Source organism: Halalkalibaculum sp. DA384 (assembly GCF_043951955.1).
In the GTDB taxonomy this organism is placed as follows: domain Bacteria; phylum Bacteroidota; class Rhodothermia; order Balneolales; family Balneolaceae; genus JAMQKA01.
Window position 1 is genome coordinate 52,495 of record NZ_JBINJE010000016.1, and the last position, 16,243, is coordinate 68,737.

Sequence of the window (16,243 nt, forward strand, 5' to 3'; positions counted from 1 at the left end):
TAGATTGAGAAAGAACGGTTGCTACTCAATGTCGCATATAGCGGGTAGATATGTTAGTTTACAAAAGGGTAAATGATTCTTTCAGCCAATAAAGGAGAACCACTAATCAATAACAAGCGATGGAGATTAAGAAAGCAGCAGTTGTGGGCGGCGGAACGATGGGGAATGGTATTGCTCATGTATTTGCGATGAATGGGATCCCTGTTCACCTGGTGGAAACCTCCCGGGAGCTGGCCGAAAACGCCGTGGCAACCATTGAATATAACCTTGAACGGATGGTTGACAAAGGCAAGATCGATCCCGAAAAAAAGCTGGAGACGCTCAATGGCATCAAAACATTCACCGATCTCGCCAAAGGGGTAGAGCAGGTGAACCTGGTCGTGGAAGCGGTACCTGAGAATTTCCAACTGAAGAAGCAGGTATTTGCCGAAGTGGATGCTGCCACCGGTGAGGATGCCATTTTGGCCTCCAATACCTCATCCATTTCCATCACCCGGCTGGCGGCGACGATCCGCCGGCCAGACCGCTTCATCGGGATGCATTTTTTTAACCCGGTACCCATCATGACACTCATTGAGGTGGTCAGGGGACTTGAAACCAGCCAGGCTACCTATGATTCGGTAGAACGCATCGCCAGGGCGATCGACAAAACGCCGGTAGAAGCGAAGGATTCACCTGGATTTGTCTCAAACCGCGTACTGATGCCGATGATCAATGAAGCGATCTTCTGCGTGTATGAGGGCGTGGCCGATCCCGAAGATGTGGATGCGGTCATGAAGCTGGGAATGAACCACCCGATGGGCCCGCTGCGCCTGGCTGATTTTATCGGTCTTGATGTCTGCCTGGACATCATGGAGGTGCTTTACGAGGGATTTAAAGATCCCAAATACCGGCCATGCCCGCTGCTGGTGAAGATGGTGGATGCGGGCAGGCTCGGCGACAAAACGGGCGAAGGATTCTACCGGCACGATTGAAGTCTTCTTCAAAGATAGTCTCCGTCTTCTCAGTTCGTTTTCCCGATGGTATACTGGATTGTGACCGACGCCTCTAATATCACCGTCTGCTCGTACTGCATCAGGCTGGGACTGTCGGCGGCTTTCATGGCCATCGATTCCATCCGCTGGCCGGGATAGTACTGGCTCTCGTGGTAGTTGATGGATTTAATATCCCCGAGTACAACACCGGCTTCTTCGGCGATGATATCCACTTTGTTTTGAGCTTTGCGCATCGCCTGCCGAAGGGCCTCATCTTCTCCTTGCTGCTGGTCGGAGGAGAGAAAATTCCCGCTAAACTGGTCAAAACTGTGTTCAATAAGGGTTACCTGGATCTGCTCATATATTTCAAAATCCCTTAGAGCCAGGCTAACCTGCTGCTTGGTTTGGAAAATTTCTTTTCGCTCACGTTCTCCCCCGGGAACATACTCATCAGTATACCTTTTCTGGATCGAAATCGGCTGAAAACGGATCTGATCCTCGTTTACCTCATATCGGTCCAACAGGTCCACGAGCACTTTTTCGCGCTCTTTGTGTAGCTCATAAGCTTTTTGGGGCGTATCGGCTTCGGCATTAAGATTGATATTGAACTGGATGATATCGGCCGGGAGCTCTACTTCGCCACTTGCGGTTACCGAGATGATATTATCTTGAGGCTGTTGCGCCGGGGCGGGGGGGACAATAAAGTAAAAACTTAACAGGATCAGGAGGTAACGCATATCAATGGGTTTAGATGATTAGGGTTTGTAATCTAACGGGTTGCCGTCAAAATATAGTTTAAGGGAAAGAGAATTTCCTGACGCAGTGTTCGCCGTTAATATTTTTTTAACCGTGTTACTGGTTCCACTCCAACACACAATTGATGGGGTACTGACAATGTGAACAGGTAATAAGAGGGAAAAGAAAGCTCATCGTGTTTCCTGCTGGTTGCGATTAATTTTAACAGCCGGTTAATTTCCGTTTAAAACGATCGGTTTGTTCAACATCTTCGCCAGGTCAAAGAATGGTTTTCAGCTGGTCCCGCGAAATATTTCCCCCGCAGATAATGATGACGGTGGTTTTTCCCCGGAATAGTTCAATTTTCTTTAAAAAACCGGCTACCGCCACTGCCGCGGCTCCTTCCACAAGTTTGCCATGCTTTTCTATCATCATTCTGATTGCATCCTCGATCTCCTGTTCCGAGACCAGGATAAACTGGTCGACCAACTGCCGGCAAAGAGCGAATGTCATGGAATCGCGTTCAAATCCGCCGGCCGAGCCATCCGACAGCGTGGGGCTGGATGTCACCTCCTGATAGCGGCCGGCACGGACCGAGACTGCCATTTCCGGAGAGTTCTCCGGCTGGCATCCGATGATTTGGGTTCCCGGGAGATGCCTGGCAAAATAGCTCGCAACTCCTGAAATGAGTCCGCCGCCCCCGACTGTCGCCAACAGGTTGTCGATACCCTGTATATCCTCGAAAATTTCGATGCCGATCGTTCCCTGTCCACCGATCACCTGCCTGTCATTATAAGGCGATATATATGTCCACTGGTCCTGTTTTTCTGCCAGCTTTTTGGCATGCATCTCCGTTTTATAGGGATCATCACCATAATATTCGATATCTGCCCCGTAAGCCGCTATTTTTTCCACCTTTGCATTAACAGCAGTTTCCGGCAGGTAGACGCGGCCTTCGAGTCCGAGCAGCTCCAGGGACCGGGCAAATCCCAGGCCGTGATTGCCGGTGGAGGCGGTTACCGGGTAAAATGGCTGTCCTCTCTCTTGCAGCCACATCAGCTTGTTGAGGCTGCCCCGCGCCTTGAAGGACCCGGTGTACTGCTCGTTTTCCAGCTTGAGATACACTTCCCCATCGGCCAGTGACCCGAGCCAGCGAGACCGAATCAACGGGGTATGAAGAATATGGCTCCGTATCCGCTTGTTTGCAGCCTCGATTTCATTATAGATCTCCATCTGTTTGACCGTTTCGTTGAAACAGGCGTTTTATACCGGAGCTGCCGGCTGCTCTCCACAAGAAACGCATCCCCACTTCATGCACGAGGTATTGTAAACGACTTGTTAACCCGGGCGGGTCTGTACGCGGTTACCGCACGGCATTAATCGATTCCTCCAGTTTTTCGATGTAGATATCGATCTCTTCAGCCGTAATGATGATGGGCGGGATGATACGAATCACATTGCCCTTGGTACAGTTGGTGATAATGCCGCGCTTCAGCATTTCGGTAACGATATCTCCGCAATTGAAAGAGAGCTCAACGCCGATCATCAGTCCGAGTCCACGTACATCCTTGATCGCCCCGTCGAGCTTGTCAGCCAGTTCATTCAGTTTGTCGGTAAAATAGGCTCCTTTTTCGGCGGCCTGCTTTACGATCTGCTGCTTTTCCATCTCTTCAAGCGTGGCAAGCGCCGCCGCGCAGGCCACCGGATTTCCCCCGAACGTACTGCCGTGCATGCCGGTGTCCATCGCTTCGGCCACTTCTTCGCGGGCCAGGACCGCCCCGATGGGGAACCCGTTCCCGAGCGCCTTTGCAGAGGCGACGATATCCGGCTGAACACCGAAGTTCTGGTACGAAAACCATGCGCCCGTTCGACCAACGCCGGTTTGTACCTCATCCACAATAAAGGCGGCGTTGTGTGTGCGGCAAAGCTGTTCAATAGCGCTCATAAACTCCTGGGTGGCCACGTGAAGTCCGCCGGAACCCTGGATTACTTCCAGTATTATCCCGGAGGTGTTCTCGTCGAACGCCGCTTCCAGCGCCTCGATATCGTTGAATGGAATCTCCTTGAATCCCCCCAGCATCGGGTCAAAGCCCTCCTGGTATTTTTTCATTCCCATTGAAATGGTGGCGATGGTACGGCCGTGAAACCCGTTTTCCATCGTGATTATCTCGCCGTCTTTTCCATTTTTAGCCGCATATCTCCGGGCCAGTTTAACGGCGCCTTCCACCGCTTCGGCTCCGCTGTTGCAGAGGAATATTTTATCCATATCAAACAGCTCAGCCATCTTCTTGATGAGATCGGCCTGCTGTTTGTAGTAAAAAATGTTGGAGGCATGTATCAGCCGTTCAGACTGTTCCTGTATCGCCTTCACCACGCTGGGGTGGTTGTGTCCCAGGCTGTTTACCGCAATGCCGGCCAGGAAGTCGATATACTCATTTCCCTCCTCATCCCATACGCGGGTACCTTCTCCCCGTTCCATTACAATCGGGAGACGGTTGAAGACATTAAAATAATACTGTTCAGTGATTTCAGGAGTCTGTGATTCGGTCATTGTAATATTAATTTTTAGGCACTTTGTGAGCTTTCCCGCTTAAAATAAACAGTAAGAACTAAGAATCATACCCTAAATGAATTTTGATATTGAGGGACCTTTGCAGAACCTGCTATTTAGTTGGAAGGTGGTTGTACCACCTGATCTTATCAAACGGGAGTATACCCCTCAGAACGAAGAATTGAGGAAGTTGAAAATGCACTCTATTAAATTGCTACAGGGAGTGCGACTTAAGCGGTAAAATGTATATCGACAGCCTGGTGGTTCCTGCAGGGAAAAGCCCGGAAAAATAAACCTGAAAAGAGTATATCACGCAGGCAATAATGGATAAATAATTGGATGAAAGGAGGGGGGGGATATAAGGAGAAAAAACGACCCTTTTGGTATTGAAAATAGGTGTAGAGAGTAGGGTGGAATTTACTTTGGGATTAGGCAAGGGATACCTCGAGGGTACACAGTGTAAGCTGGTTCATTGGAAACACATTTCACAAAATTTTTAATGCTGGCCGCCAGGACGGAATTAGGAAATGATGGGCCCATCCATACAGAAAAGTGCAGGGATGAAGAGGTCACATTAAAGTTTTTGGGGTGATAATCTACCGGATCGGCATTTTGTCATGAGAAAAAGAAATAATAATGTAAGAAAGCTGTAGCTGATTGTCCGGCAATGAGTTGGCGTCATGAGTTACCAGCTGGGTCATATCCCTGGAAAAGAGAGTCAAAAACTCTCATTAATTGTATTGTCAAATGGGAAAATATGGATAGATATATTATATATAACTATATGCTGCACATAAGATTAATGTATTTATATATAGAAATTTTAAATATGTATGAGTAGATGTTTTGTGCGTGACTTAAATTATTTAGGCAAGAAAAATAAGTTCAAATATTTGCTGTTAACCTTTACGTTAGGGGCCAGTATAAGTGATTGTTTATCAATGGGTTATAAGCACCTCCATGATCGATATGCTTGTTTTGGCACTCAGGGAAAGTCACCTAAATAATTTAGGTGAATATGGAAAGAGTCGGAATGAGACGATTTGACAGCAATTATAATGAGTATATAAGTTCATGAGCGCCATTACTTTATAGTTTATGTATAAATTATACTTTATGTTATTTGCCGCTTTTTAGAGTCACTTACGGGATAGCTCACCGCGGAAAAGGTGAAAATAGTGCTACGGTTTGAACAATATCGAGGTATGGTGTTTGCGCTGTCAGAGGGGGGATATAAAAAGGCTGCCGAAAAGAAAACCGGCAGCCTTGCAGCAGAAATATTCAGATAAAAATGGAAGCTAGTTTAACTATATCGGAGTAGTTATCTGCTCCGCTTTTTTGGAGATCAAATCTCAGTCAACGAGCGACAATCCGATGCGCCCCCGTTCCAGGTCCAGTGATACAATTTTAAGCTCCAGGATATCGCCAACCGCTACCACATCGTGGGGATCTTCAACCTTGCGATCGGCCATTTTTGAGATGTGCAGAAGTCCATCCTGCTTGACACCGATATCGACGAAAGCCCCAAAGTCTACGACGTTGCGGACGGTTCCCTGCAGCACCTGTCCCTCACTCAGGTCTTCCATCTTCATCACATCGTCGCGCAGTACGGGCTTGGGCAGTGATTCCCGCGGATCGCGTCCCGGTTTTTGGAGGTTTTCGATAATCAATTCTAGCGTCGGAACGCCGACGCCAATCTGTTCGGCCACCTCCTCCTTATTGATATTATCGAGCTTATCGGATATAGCCTTGTGTTGCTCTTTCAAGTTGGTCAAGTTAATATCAAACAGATTGCATAATTTTTCCGTGGCCTCATAGCTTTCCGGGTGGATGGCGGTATTATCCAGCGGGTTGTCTGATTCCGGGATACGCATAAAGCCGGCCGCCTGCTGGAAGCGGAAATCGCCGACCCCACGGATTTCCCGGATCTCTTCTCGGCTGGAGAAGATGCCCTCGTTCTCCCGGTGCTGTACAATGTTTTTGGCAACGCGAGAGGTCAGCCCCGATATGTGAGAGAGCAGTGGTGCACTGGCCGTGTTCAGGTTAACGCCCACCTGGTTTACACAGCTCTCCACCACATCGTCCAGGGATTGCGCCAGCTGGTACTGGTTGACGTCGTGCTGGTAGAGGCCCACCCCGATCGATTTCGGATCTATTTTGACCAGTTCTGCCAGGGGGTCCTGCACGCGGCGGGCGATGGAGATATTCCCGCGCTGGGCCGCTTCCAGGTCGGGAAACTCTTCGGCGGCGATCCTGGAGGCCGAGTATACCGAGGCCCCGGCTTCGTTGACGATCATGTAGTTCAATTCTTCATCTGGATTTTCCTCCTTCCGTTTCTGAATGAAATCGGCGACAATCTGCTCAGTCTCACGGCTCGCGGTTCCGTTGCCGATAGCGATCAGGTTGACGCCGTACTTGTCGATCAGGCGGGAAAAGACCTCTTCGGCCTCAGCCACTTTGTTTTGTGGGGGAGTGGGATAGGTGGTGGTCCCCTCCAGGTATTTGCCGGTTTCGTCGACCACTGCAACCTTGCAGCCGGTGCGGTAGGCGGGATCGATGCCCATGACTACCTTGTGGTCGAGCGGAGGCTGCATAAGCAGGTTGGAGAGGTTGGTGGCAAAGGTTTCGATGGCGTGCTCGTCCGCTTTTTCGGTGAGCTGGTTGCGCAGCTCGCGCTCCAGGGAGGGAAACAGCAGGCGCTTGTAGGCGTCTTCCACCGCATCCTGGATGTGGGGTACGAAGATGCTCATCTCATTGTTGATGACGACATCATCGATATTTTCGAGCGTGATGTCATCCCACAGCTCAACATTCACAAACAGGATGTTTTCGCGCTGACCGCGGTTGATCGCCAAAATTTGGTACGGCTTCAGGTATTTGGCTTTTTGTGAAAACTCGTAGTAATCCTCAAAGTTGGTTCGTTCCTCGACATCGGGGTTTTTCTCTGTTTTGATGACAGCATGCTCGCGGAAAATATCGCGTAGCTTGTCACGGACTTCCGGCGATTCGTTAATCCATTCCGCCACAATATCGAGTGCGCCGTCCATCGCCTCCTCGGCCGATGTTACTTCCTGTTCCTCGTCCACAAACGTTGCGGCGTGCTCCATCGGGTCGCCCTGCACGATCTCCTGTGCCCAGATCAGTTCGGCGAGCGGTTCGAGCCCCTTCTCCTTGGCCATGTCGCCCCGGGTGCGCCGCTTGGGTTTGTACGGCAGGTACAGATCCTCAAGCGTGTTCAGGTCGGTACACGCTTTGATTTTTTCTTCGAGCTCGTCCGTCAGCTTGTCCTGGTCCTCAATTGTTTTCAGGATCGTTTGCCTGCGATCTTCCAGCGTGTGGTGGAACTCCAGCTTGTCGCGGACATTCCGAATCTGTTCCTCGTCAAGTCCGCCGGTGGCCTCCTGGCGATAGCGCGCCAAAAACGGGACAGTGGCCCCGTCAGATAAAAACTGGGCGACGGTGCCCACCTGCTTCGGTTTGAGACTTAATTCACTGGCGATATTCTTGTGGATTTGTGCTTCGGTCATACGGGTTATTCTAAATTCTTCTAAATTCTGACTTCTGGTTTCTGAGTCCTATATTTCGCATGCTAAAATAACCACACTAATACTTTTTGCATACATGGATTTTGATTTAACAACGATGCACGAAGCGGCGATCGAGATTGCCCGGAAAGGGGGCGACCACAGCTTGACCTACTTTCGGGACACCGTGGAAGTGGAGTACAAAAAAGACGCCTCTCCGGTGACTGTAGCCGACCGGGAGACGGAAGAACTGATGCGGGATGAGATTCAGCGTCAATTCCCGGGGCAGGGGATTGTCGGTGAAGAGTTTGAGAACAGCAACCCCGGGAGCGATATTCAGTGGATCCTGGATCCGATTGATGGAACGCTGTCATTTATTCACGGGGTTCCCTTTTATACTACGCTTGTAGGAGTAACGTACAAGGGAGATCCCAAAATAGGCGTCATCTATGCACCTGCGCTGGATGAACTCTGTGAAGGAGCCGAGGGGAGAGGGACCAGGCTGAACGGGAAACCCTGCTTTGTGCGCTCTAACAAAAACCTGGCTGAAGCCAGTTTTTTGTCAACCGATGTGACCACACCCGCTGAGCATGGCTACCGTGAACCGTTTTCGGAACTTCTGGCCTCAACCCGTGTACACCGAACGTGGGGAGATGCCTACGGTCACATGATGGTAGCGACCGGTCGGGCGGACCTGATGTTCGACCCGGTACTGAATATTTGGGATGCGGCCCCGTTATTAACGGTGGTTCGCGAGGCCGGCGGTATTTTTAGCGATACGGCGGGCCGTGAGACGATCGAAACCGGCAACGGCTTTTCTTGCAGCAAGGCCCTTTATCCTTCAGTGATTGAAATTTTTAAAAAATATTCCAACAAATAATATATGCGTTCTGATAAAATTCGAATGTTCTGCCTGTTAACATGGGCTGCTCTCTCATTTACTTTTCTTTCCGTCAACGCGCAGTCGCCGTCGTTCGACTACCTGCGCCATCCCAAACTTGATTTCAGTTTTAATCACCTGGCACTGGAATTAAATATTGATCCGGAAGAAAAGCTGCTGGTGGGGCAGGCTACCTACGAAATTGAAGCCAATATCGGGGGTGTTGATTCTTTGGTACTGAACGCCGCCCACATGGATATCCGGGCCGTCTTGGCAGATGGCAAAGAGGTGCCATACCGGCTGGGTAACGATTCCCTGTTTGTAGCGCTGGGAGAGACCACTGAGCCAGGCAGCCGCTATTCAGTTGAGATTTTATATGAAACCTCTCCCAAATTTGGAGTCCATTTCGAACCCGATGGTAGCGTGTGGTCCTCCTCGCTGCCGTTGACCACGCGACACTGGCTGCCGGTAGCCGATCATCCGCGCGTTACCTTTACCACGGATATCACCCTGGCTGTGCCGGGCAACTTTACGGCCCTGGCGCCTGGCAGAACCGGTACTGAAGCGATCACCTCGGTTGAGGAAAAACAGGTGCAGTGGCAGAGCCGCCGGCCTGTTCCGGCTTCTGCTCTTTGGTTCGCCACCGGCCCGTTTACAACTGCAGAAACATCATTTGGAATCAAGCAGATTCGGGTTTCGGGAGATACCGTCGTGATGGACCGATCCGGCAAAAAGCTCCTTGAGTCGGCATACCAAATCCTGGATCGTACCGAAAAAGCGTTGGGCGTTGAGTATCCCTTCGAAACTCTCAATATCATGTTGATGGATGACCATCGCTGGGAGAGCAAACCATATGCGGCGGGAGCCGTCTTCCTTTTTGCCAACAGGGGCGGCCTGCAGGCGCAGCTCCGGCGCGGCATCCTCGCGCAGTGGTACGGCGTGCACCAGCGAGAGGAACAGTGGTCGGATGCGGAAGCGATGAACCTGTACCAAACGGTGTTGAACCAACAGCTGGCGGAGGGGACCGCCTCGATTGCAGACCAGGCAAATCCGGCCGCCTCGATAAATCCCTATCACGCATTTAGTGTAAAACGCTGGAACCGGTGGCAACAGTTCTACCAGCAGTGGGAAAATACTACATGGAAACAGGTCGTTGAGCAAAGCCTGGACAGCGAGCCGGCAAGTGGAGGCGGAGTTAAAACCTGGAATGATTATGCGGACAGCTGGTATCAACAAAGCGGGCAGCCCTGGTTTAGTCCACCACAGTTGATCGTAAACCAGGAAACCGGCGAACAGGATTCAATTATTTATCGGGTTGACTACCAGTATGATGAAACCAGCGGGGAACTGGTCCTGAATTTTGAGGCGCAGGACTCCGTGGTAAGTGAACTGATCACGCTTCCCCTGGTGGAACACACCATGCAGGGCGCCGATACCCTCGAGGTCACATTCACCGGCAAGAGTGATTCCATCATGTTAAACCTGGATCCACTGGTCTCCTATGTCACCATCGATGGGTCCGCCCGGGAAGATATTACACTCATCGAATATAAGCCGATACCATTTGTGCTGAGCCAGCTCCGAAATGCCGAGTCGTCTGACGAAAAAGTGGCTGCGGCGCACCAGTTGGCGAATCATTCGGATAATCCGGACCTGCAACTCGCTATTAACGATCTGCTTGAGCAAGAGCAGCCCCCAACGGTCAAAGCCGCCCTGCTCTACTCGATGGGAGAGATAACGAAGGGAGCGACCGGAACAGAACAGCAATTTATTGAGGCTCTGAACGAAGATCATGCAGCTGTTCAGGAAGCGGCAATCCGAGCCCTGCGATACTACCAGGGGAACGACCAGGTGATCCAAACTATCCAGCGCACAGCGCTCCAAAGCGACTCGGTATCCCTGTTCAGGCAGGCAACGAATAGCTTGTTTGCTGTTGTAGACTCTTCCGATACCTCAACACTGAACAGGTTTTCGCAGCAGGTAATGAGTGAAGACAGTACTGGCAACAGGGCTGTTTTTGTGTTCCGGAAACTGGCCCGGCAGGAGTTGGCCGATTCTGAAGTATTGGTTAAAAACCTGGTTCTGTTGACCGGCCACAATTATGATTTTCCGGTTCGGGCCGCGGCACTTGAGATATTAAAAAAGGTGGATACCAGTGAGAATGAGTGGAGCAGCCGTATTGAAACAATGCTTGCTGACAGTGATCCACGTATTCGATTTTTAGCCGTACGTGCTGCCGCCGACCTTGAATTCATAGATGCGGAGAATATATTGGGAGAGCGCTTGCTGGATGAGTATGACGGCCGCGTTTTTTATGAAATGCAGAAGATCGCTGGCGGACGTTGAGCACTTAAACAGCTGGCCATATGCTCACGCCCTGATCCACTTCATTAGCTCTTTAAAGCTGGCGCTTTTGCCGTAATTCAGAATACCCACACTGTAAATTTTGGCGCTGAGCCACAACAAACCCCAAAAGGTGGCGAGCATCAAGATAATTGAAAGGCCGATGTGCCAAAAAGGGACGTCGGTAATGGCGACCCGGGTAATCATTATAATCGGGGTGAAGAAGGGGATGAGTGAGCTGATAACCGACAGGCCGCTGTCGGGGGCTTCCATCACCCTGAACAACAGAAAGTAGGCGATGAAGATCGGCACCATTACCGGGAACATAAACTGCTGCGTATCGGTCTCCGAGTCGGCCGCCGAACCGATGGCGGCAAACAGGGTGCTGTAGATAAGGTAACCCAGGATCAGGAATACAAAGAAGAGGACGATCAGCGACGGCTCAATAGCCGGCACCTCAAAGAGAGAAGGGTCTGGGGCCGGCCCGGCTCCACCGGCTGCTTCCAGGTTTTCTGTCTGGGTCTGCATAAACATGCCGGCCACAGGTCCAGCAATCGAAGCCAGTCCCAGGCCTGCTGCAATCCATATTGCCACCTGGGTGACAGCCAGCGCGCCGACGCCCACAATTTTTCCGCACAGAAGCTCAATCGGTTTTACCGAAGAGGTTATGATCTCAATAATGCGGCTGGTCTTTTCTTCAATAACGCTCCGGGTCAAAAGTCCGCCGTACCCGGTAACGATACCAAAGATCAGCAGCCCCATAGCCATTCCGATACCGGTCAGCAGCCCGATATTGTCGTCCGTTTCAACGCCCTCCTCCGTTAGCCTGCGGCTCTGCAGGCCCGGCCGACTCTCATAAATCTTTTTCACCTCGTCAGAGACGTTGGCGCGTTCCAGCCGCTCCTGTCGGATCACCTCCCGCACATCGTCCCGCAGGTTCCCTAAAAACTGGAGCCCGCCGCTGCCGCCGTATACAAGCTCGGCGTTTTTGTCAGATTCAATATGTTCTTCACTGAAGACGATAAACCCATCAATTTGTTCACGTACCACGCGCGACCGGAGTGTGTCAATGGGAACAGAGCTCGCATCCTCATACCGTTCCTCATTCAGCTCCAAAAGGCGGGGAAGCAGCACTTCCGTGCGATCCACGATGGCGATGGTGTGCTCCGACTCGGTATCCCACACGGCGATGGCCACGGCGATCCCGATGAATGCGACCATTCCCAGTGGAATCAGGATTGTGGTCAGGATAAACGCTTTGCTTTTTACGCGGGTGATATATTCCCGCTTAAGCACCAGTAAAATTTGACGAAAATCCATAGCTGTTAATGTAAATCCTGCGGGTTGATATTATCTTCACCTACGGTGGAAATAAAAATTTCGTTCAGCGAGGGTTCCACGCGTTCAAACTTGTAGATTTCGGCATGCTCCATGGCGATCTCAAGAATGTGCCGGGTGTCCTGGCCATCCAGCACGCGTATTTCAGCAAAGTTGGTCGAACGGTTATTGATGCGCACGTCGTCAAGGGTATCGAGGAAGGAGGGGTCACCCCGGAATTCAAGATTGACGGTGTTTCTGCCATACGAGGCTTTGATCTCGCGGAGGTCTCCCTTCAGGACCGCCCGGCCCTTGTTAAACATGCAGATCTCGTCGCACATCTGTTCCACCTGCTCCATGCGGTGGGTCGAGAACAGGATCGTCTTCCCTTTGTCTCGCAGTTCAATGACGATCTCTTTCAGCATCTCGCTGTTGATGGGATCGAGTCCGCTGAAGGGCTCGTCGAAAATATAGATATCGGGATCGTGCGCTATGGTGGCGATAAACTGGATTTTCTGTGACATCCCCTTGGAAAGCTCACCGACCTCCTTGTTATACCAGTCTTCGGCCTCAAACCGTTCCAGCCAGTATTTGATCGCCTGCCGGGCCTGCCCGCGCGACAACCCCTTGAGTTGTGCCAGGTAGAGTAGCTGTTCGCCCACTTTCATCTTTTTGTAGAGACCCCGCTCCTCCGGCATGTAGCCGATCAACTTCTGGGTTTGCGGACTCACCTCCCGGTCGTTGATTTTTATCGATCCGCTGTCAGGGATCAGGATATGGTTGATCATCCGTATGCAGGTCGTCTTTCCGGCCCCGTTGGGGCCCAGGAGTCCGAAGATGCGCCCCTGGTGAACCTCGAAGGAGACATTCTCAACGGCGGTTGTGTTCCCGAATGACTTGGTTACGTTTTCGACATCTATTATGGCCATCGCTGTGCATTTTGTGCATGAATTCCCCGGTGAACATAATATTCTGAAAGTTTATAAGAAAGATTTTGACTGGCATTTAAAGATTTGATTACTTGATGAGCGAGTGATGGGTACCGTTTCAACTGAAAGAATAATCTACTATCGGGATAAGTGATATGAATATTATCCACCTTAGTGCGGAGTGTTATCCAGTGGCAAAAGCGGGGGGGCTGGCAGATGTGGTTGGCTCGCTGCCCAAATACATGAAAAAGATGGGGGTGGAGGCCAAGGTTGTCATGCCCAGGTACGCAACCGACTGGATTCATGAGCATCAATTTGAAACTGTGTTTGAGGGAGATACCCCTCTAGGGGCAGGGCAGTTTCACTATAAAATTCAACGGGAAAAAAAGAACACGCTTGGCTTTCCGCTGTACCTGGTGGATATCCCTGAGCGGTTTGACCGCCCCGGCATTTATATCGATCCATACAGCGGCCACGGATACTGGGATGAGCTCGAGCGCTATATGAGTTTTCAACTGGCTGCGCTCGACTGGATCCACTACAGCGACGAAGATCCCGACCTGTTGCACTGCCATGACCATCACACCGCGCTGGTTCCCTTCATTATCACGCGCTGCCACCGGTATCGGGGCATGGAAGATATTCCCACCGTGTTGACGGTGCATAATGCGGAATACCAGGGCGTATACGACCGCGGCGCGTTTTCACTACTTCCCTCGTTCAACTACTCGGAAGTGGGACTGTTGGACTGGGACGGAAAATTCAACTGCCTGGCTGCGGGGCTGAAATGCTGCTGGAAGATTACGACTGTTTCTCCCAGCTACATGGAGGAGCTGAGTCAGGACGGGGATTTAAGCCTTCTCTATCACAGCGAGCGCCACAAGTCGGTCGGCATTCTGAACGGCATCGATACCGATGTGTGGAATCCCAAAACGGATCCCTACCTGGAAAAAAATTATACGCTCAAGACCCACCGAAAAAGCAAGCTGAAGAACAAAAAGGCGCTTTGCGACCAATTTGACCTGAATCCGGACTATCCGCTCATTTCGTATATTGGTCGTTTGGCGCACGAAAAAGGAGCCGACCTGCTGCCCGACCTGTTTAGCCATTTCCTGGCAAGCGAGCAGAGTGTCAACTTCATGCTGCTGGGTACGGGAGATCGGTACCTCCATGAACGTTTTAACCAGCTAAACAGCCGTTTTGTAGGCTTTTTTGATGCCGCGCTCGATTACAATGAAGCACTCGCGCACCTGATCTACGCGGCGAGTGACTTTATTATCATGCCCTCCCGGGTGGAGCCGTGCGGGCTGAACCAGATGTACTCCATGCGATATGGAACGGTACCAATAGTGCGAAAAGTAGGTGGGCTTAAAGACACCGTCAAGGATATTGGTGACGAGGGGGGATACGGGATCACGTTTTACGACTTTACGCATCACGCCGCCGCCGAGGCTGTTCAGCGCGCCCTCTCGCTCTACAGCGACTCCAAAGGAATGAATGCGGTCAGAAAGACCATTATGAAATTAGACTTTTCTTGGGAAAACTCTGCAAACAAATACCTTGAACTTTACAGGGAGCTGATCAATGACTAGAACATATAGTAAATTCAATAAACATCGACCGGTAATTTCAGTAATTCTTGGTGGGGGACAGGGGACCCGCCTGTATCCACTTACTAAAATGAGATCGAAGCCGGCCGTCCCGATCGCCGGAAAGTACCGATTGGTGGATATTCCAATCTCAAACTGTCTGAATTCGGGATTTCGACGAATTTATGTGTTAACTCAGTTCAATTCAGCTTCGCTGAATCGCCATATCAAGAACACCTACAATTTTGATGTGTTCAGCAGTGGATTTGTCGATATCTTGGCCGCCGAGCAGACTCCCGAAAGTAAAAACTGGTATCAGGGTACGGCCGATGCGGTGCGACAGTCGCTGCACCACATGGAAAACCACCGCCATGACCACGTATTGATTCTCTCGGGCGACCAACTCTACCAGATGGACTACAGCAAGATGTTGAAGCAGCATGAAGAGACGGATGCAGACTTGACGGTGGGCACCATCCCGGTAATAGCTGAAGATGCTACCGGATTTGGTATTCTAAAGACCGATGAAAGCAAGGAGATATCCAGTTTCGTAGAAAAACCGGACCGCGATGAACTCGACCAATGGCAATCCAAAACGGATGAAAAGTTTGCAAGTGAGGGGCGCCATTATCTGGCATCGATGGGAATTTATATTTTCAAGAAAGAAGTTCTGCAGGAGCTTTTCGATGGAATGCCTGATGCCACTGATTTTGGAAAGGAGATTATACCAAAAGCTATAAACAGTGATCTGAATGTGCGCAGCTACGAGTTTGATGGTTATTGGACCGATATTGGGACGATAAAATCATTTTTCGAGGCCAATATTGAGCTGACTTCTGAACTCCCGGCATTCAACTTTTATGACAATGAAGATTTTATCTATACTCGTGCCCGCCTGCTGCCGGCCTCAAAACTCTCCGGAACTACGTTCGATCACTCCGTTCTTGCGGAGGGATGTATCATTGAAGCCAGTCGTATTGAGCGTTCTGTCATCGGTATACGCTCGCGCATAGGGCGGGGAACCAGCGTAGAACACTCCATCATCATGGGGAACGATATTTTTCAATCACAGAGAGAGATTGAAGAGGGGACGACCGAGCATCCCCCGATGGGTATCGGGCAGCGCTGCTTTATCAGTAATGCCATCATCGACAAGGATGTGCGGATAGGCAACGATGTGCGAATTGCCGGGGGCGATCACCTGGATGACGGAGATTACGGCAACTACCACGTGGTGGATGGCATCGTCATCATACCGAAAGAAGCCGTAATTCCTGACGGCACCAAAATCTGAATTTGCACCTTGTCGGAACTCAACACTGAAAATGCCGGGTCGTGAGATTCGGCATTTTCTGGTTTGGTGAGGTGAAATTTATTCTGAATCGCCGGTTGTCCCGCGGA

11 protein-coding genes are annotated in these 16,243 nt (G+C 50.8%); 5 read left to right on the top strand and 6 right to left on the bottom strand.

Translation table 11 applies throughout. The features are described 5' to 3' along the window. The first annotated feature begins 119 nt into the window (after nucleotides 1–119). The gene (locus tag ACG2E4_RS10705; RefSeq protein WP_395258686.1) at nucleotides 120–974 is read left to right on the top strand and encodes a 3-hydroxyacyl-CoA dehydrogenase family protein; all 855 of its coding nucleotides are present in this window, start codon (nucleotides 120–122) and stop codon (nucleotides 972–974) included. Nucleotides 975–1,003: 29 nt separating this feature from the next. On the opposite strand, the gene ACG2E4_RS10710 is transcribed toward ACG2E4_RS10705, so the two are convergent. The 4 genes from ACG2E4_RS10710 to ACG2E4_RS10725 all read right to left on the bottom strand — a co-directional run bounded on the left by ACG2E4_RS10710 (nucleotide 1,004) and on the right by ACG2E4_RS10725 (nucleotide 7,787). Beyond that, nucleotides 1,004–1,711 (bottom strand): SIMPL domain-containing protein, encoded by a 708-nt coding sequence (locus ACG2E4_RS10710; RefSeq protein WP_395258684.1) that lies wholly within the window; start codon nucleotides 1,709–1,711, stop codon nucleotides 1,004–1,006. A 277-nt stretch (nucleotides 1,712–1,988) separates the two neighbouring features. After that, complete coding sequence (locus ACG2E4_RS10715; RefSeq protein ID WP_395258681.1) at nucleotides 1,989–2,942, bottom strand: threonine/serine dehydratase; 954 nt, start codon at nucleotides 2,940–2,942, stop codon at nucleotides 1,989–1,991. Between the two features lie 130 nt (nucleotides 2,943–3,072). After that, nucleotides 3,073–4,260 carry an aspartate aminotransferase family protein gene (locus tag ACG2E4_RS10720; protein ID WP_395258679.1) on the bottom strand — a complete coding sequence of 396 codons (1,188 nt, stop codon included), beginning with the start codon at nucleotides 4,258–4,260 and terminating at the stop codon, nucleotides 3,073–3,075. Between the two features lie 1,352 nt (nucleotides 4,261–5,612). Beyond that, on the bottom strand, nucleotides 5,613–7,787 hold the full coding sequence (locus ACG2E4_RS10725; RefSeq protein ID WP_395258676.1) for a Tex family protein: 2,175 nt from the start codon (nucleotides 7,785–7,787) through the stop codon (nucleotides 5,613–5,615). A 94-nt stretch (nucleotides 7,788–7,881) separates the two neighbouring features. Between ACG2E4_RS10725 and ACG2E4_RS10730 the strand changes: the two genes are divergently transcribed. After that, nucleotides 7,882–8,664, top strand: a complete 783-nt coding sequence (locus ACG2E4_RS10730; protein ID WP_395258673.1) for an inositol monophosphatase family protein — start codon at nucleotides 7,882–7,884, stop codon at nucleotides 8,662–8,664. Nucleotides 8,665–8,667: 3 nt separating this feature from the next. Next, on the top strand, nucleotides 8,668–11,010 hold the full coding sequence (locus ACG2E4_RS10735) for a hypothetical protein (protein WP_395258670.1): 2,343 nt from the start codon (nucleotides 8,668–8,670) through the stop codon (nucleotides 11,008–11,010). Nucleotides 11,011–11,034: 24 nt separating this feature from the next. Here the strand turns inward: ACG2E4_RS10735 and ACG2E4_RS10740 are convergent, their stop codons facing one another. Then, complete coding sequence (locus tag ACG2E4_RS10740) at nucleotides 11,035–12,327, bottom strand: ABC transporter permease (protein ID WP_395258667.1); 1,293 nt, start codon at nucleotides 12,325–12,327, stop codon at nucleotides 11,035–11,037. A gap of 5 nt (nucleotides 12,328–12,332) precedes the next feature. Then, nucleotides 12,333–13,253 (bottom strand): ABC transporter ATP-binding protein, encoded by a 921-nt coding sequence (locus ACG2E4_RS10745; protein ID WP_395276538.1) that lies wholly within the window; start codon nucleotides 13,251–13,253, stop codon nucleotides 12,333–12,335. 155 nt (nucleotides 13,254–13,408) lie between these two features. Between ACG2E4_RS10745 and ACG2E4_RS10750 the strand changes: the two genes are divergently transcribed. Continuing rightward, nucleotides 13,409–14,845 (top strand): glycogen synthase, encoded by a 1,437-nt coding sequence (locus ACG2E4_RS10750; RefSeq protein ID WP_395276539.1) that lies wholly within the window; start codon nucleotides 13,409–13,411, stop codon nucleotides 14,843–14,845. Continuing rightward, nucleotides 14,838–16,136 (top strand): glucose-1-phosphate adenylyltransferase, encoded by a 1,299-nt coding sequence (locus tag ACG2E4_RS10755; RefSeq protein WP_395258661.1) that lies wholly within the window; start codon nucleotides 14,838–14,840, stop codon nucleotides 16,134–16,136. Before ACG2E4_RS10750 ends, ACG2E4_RS10755 begins: the two co-directional genes overlap by 8 nt. Nucleotides 16,137–16,243: the final 107 nt, after the last annotated feature.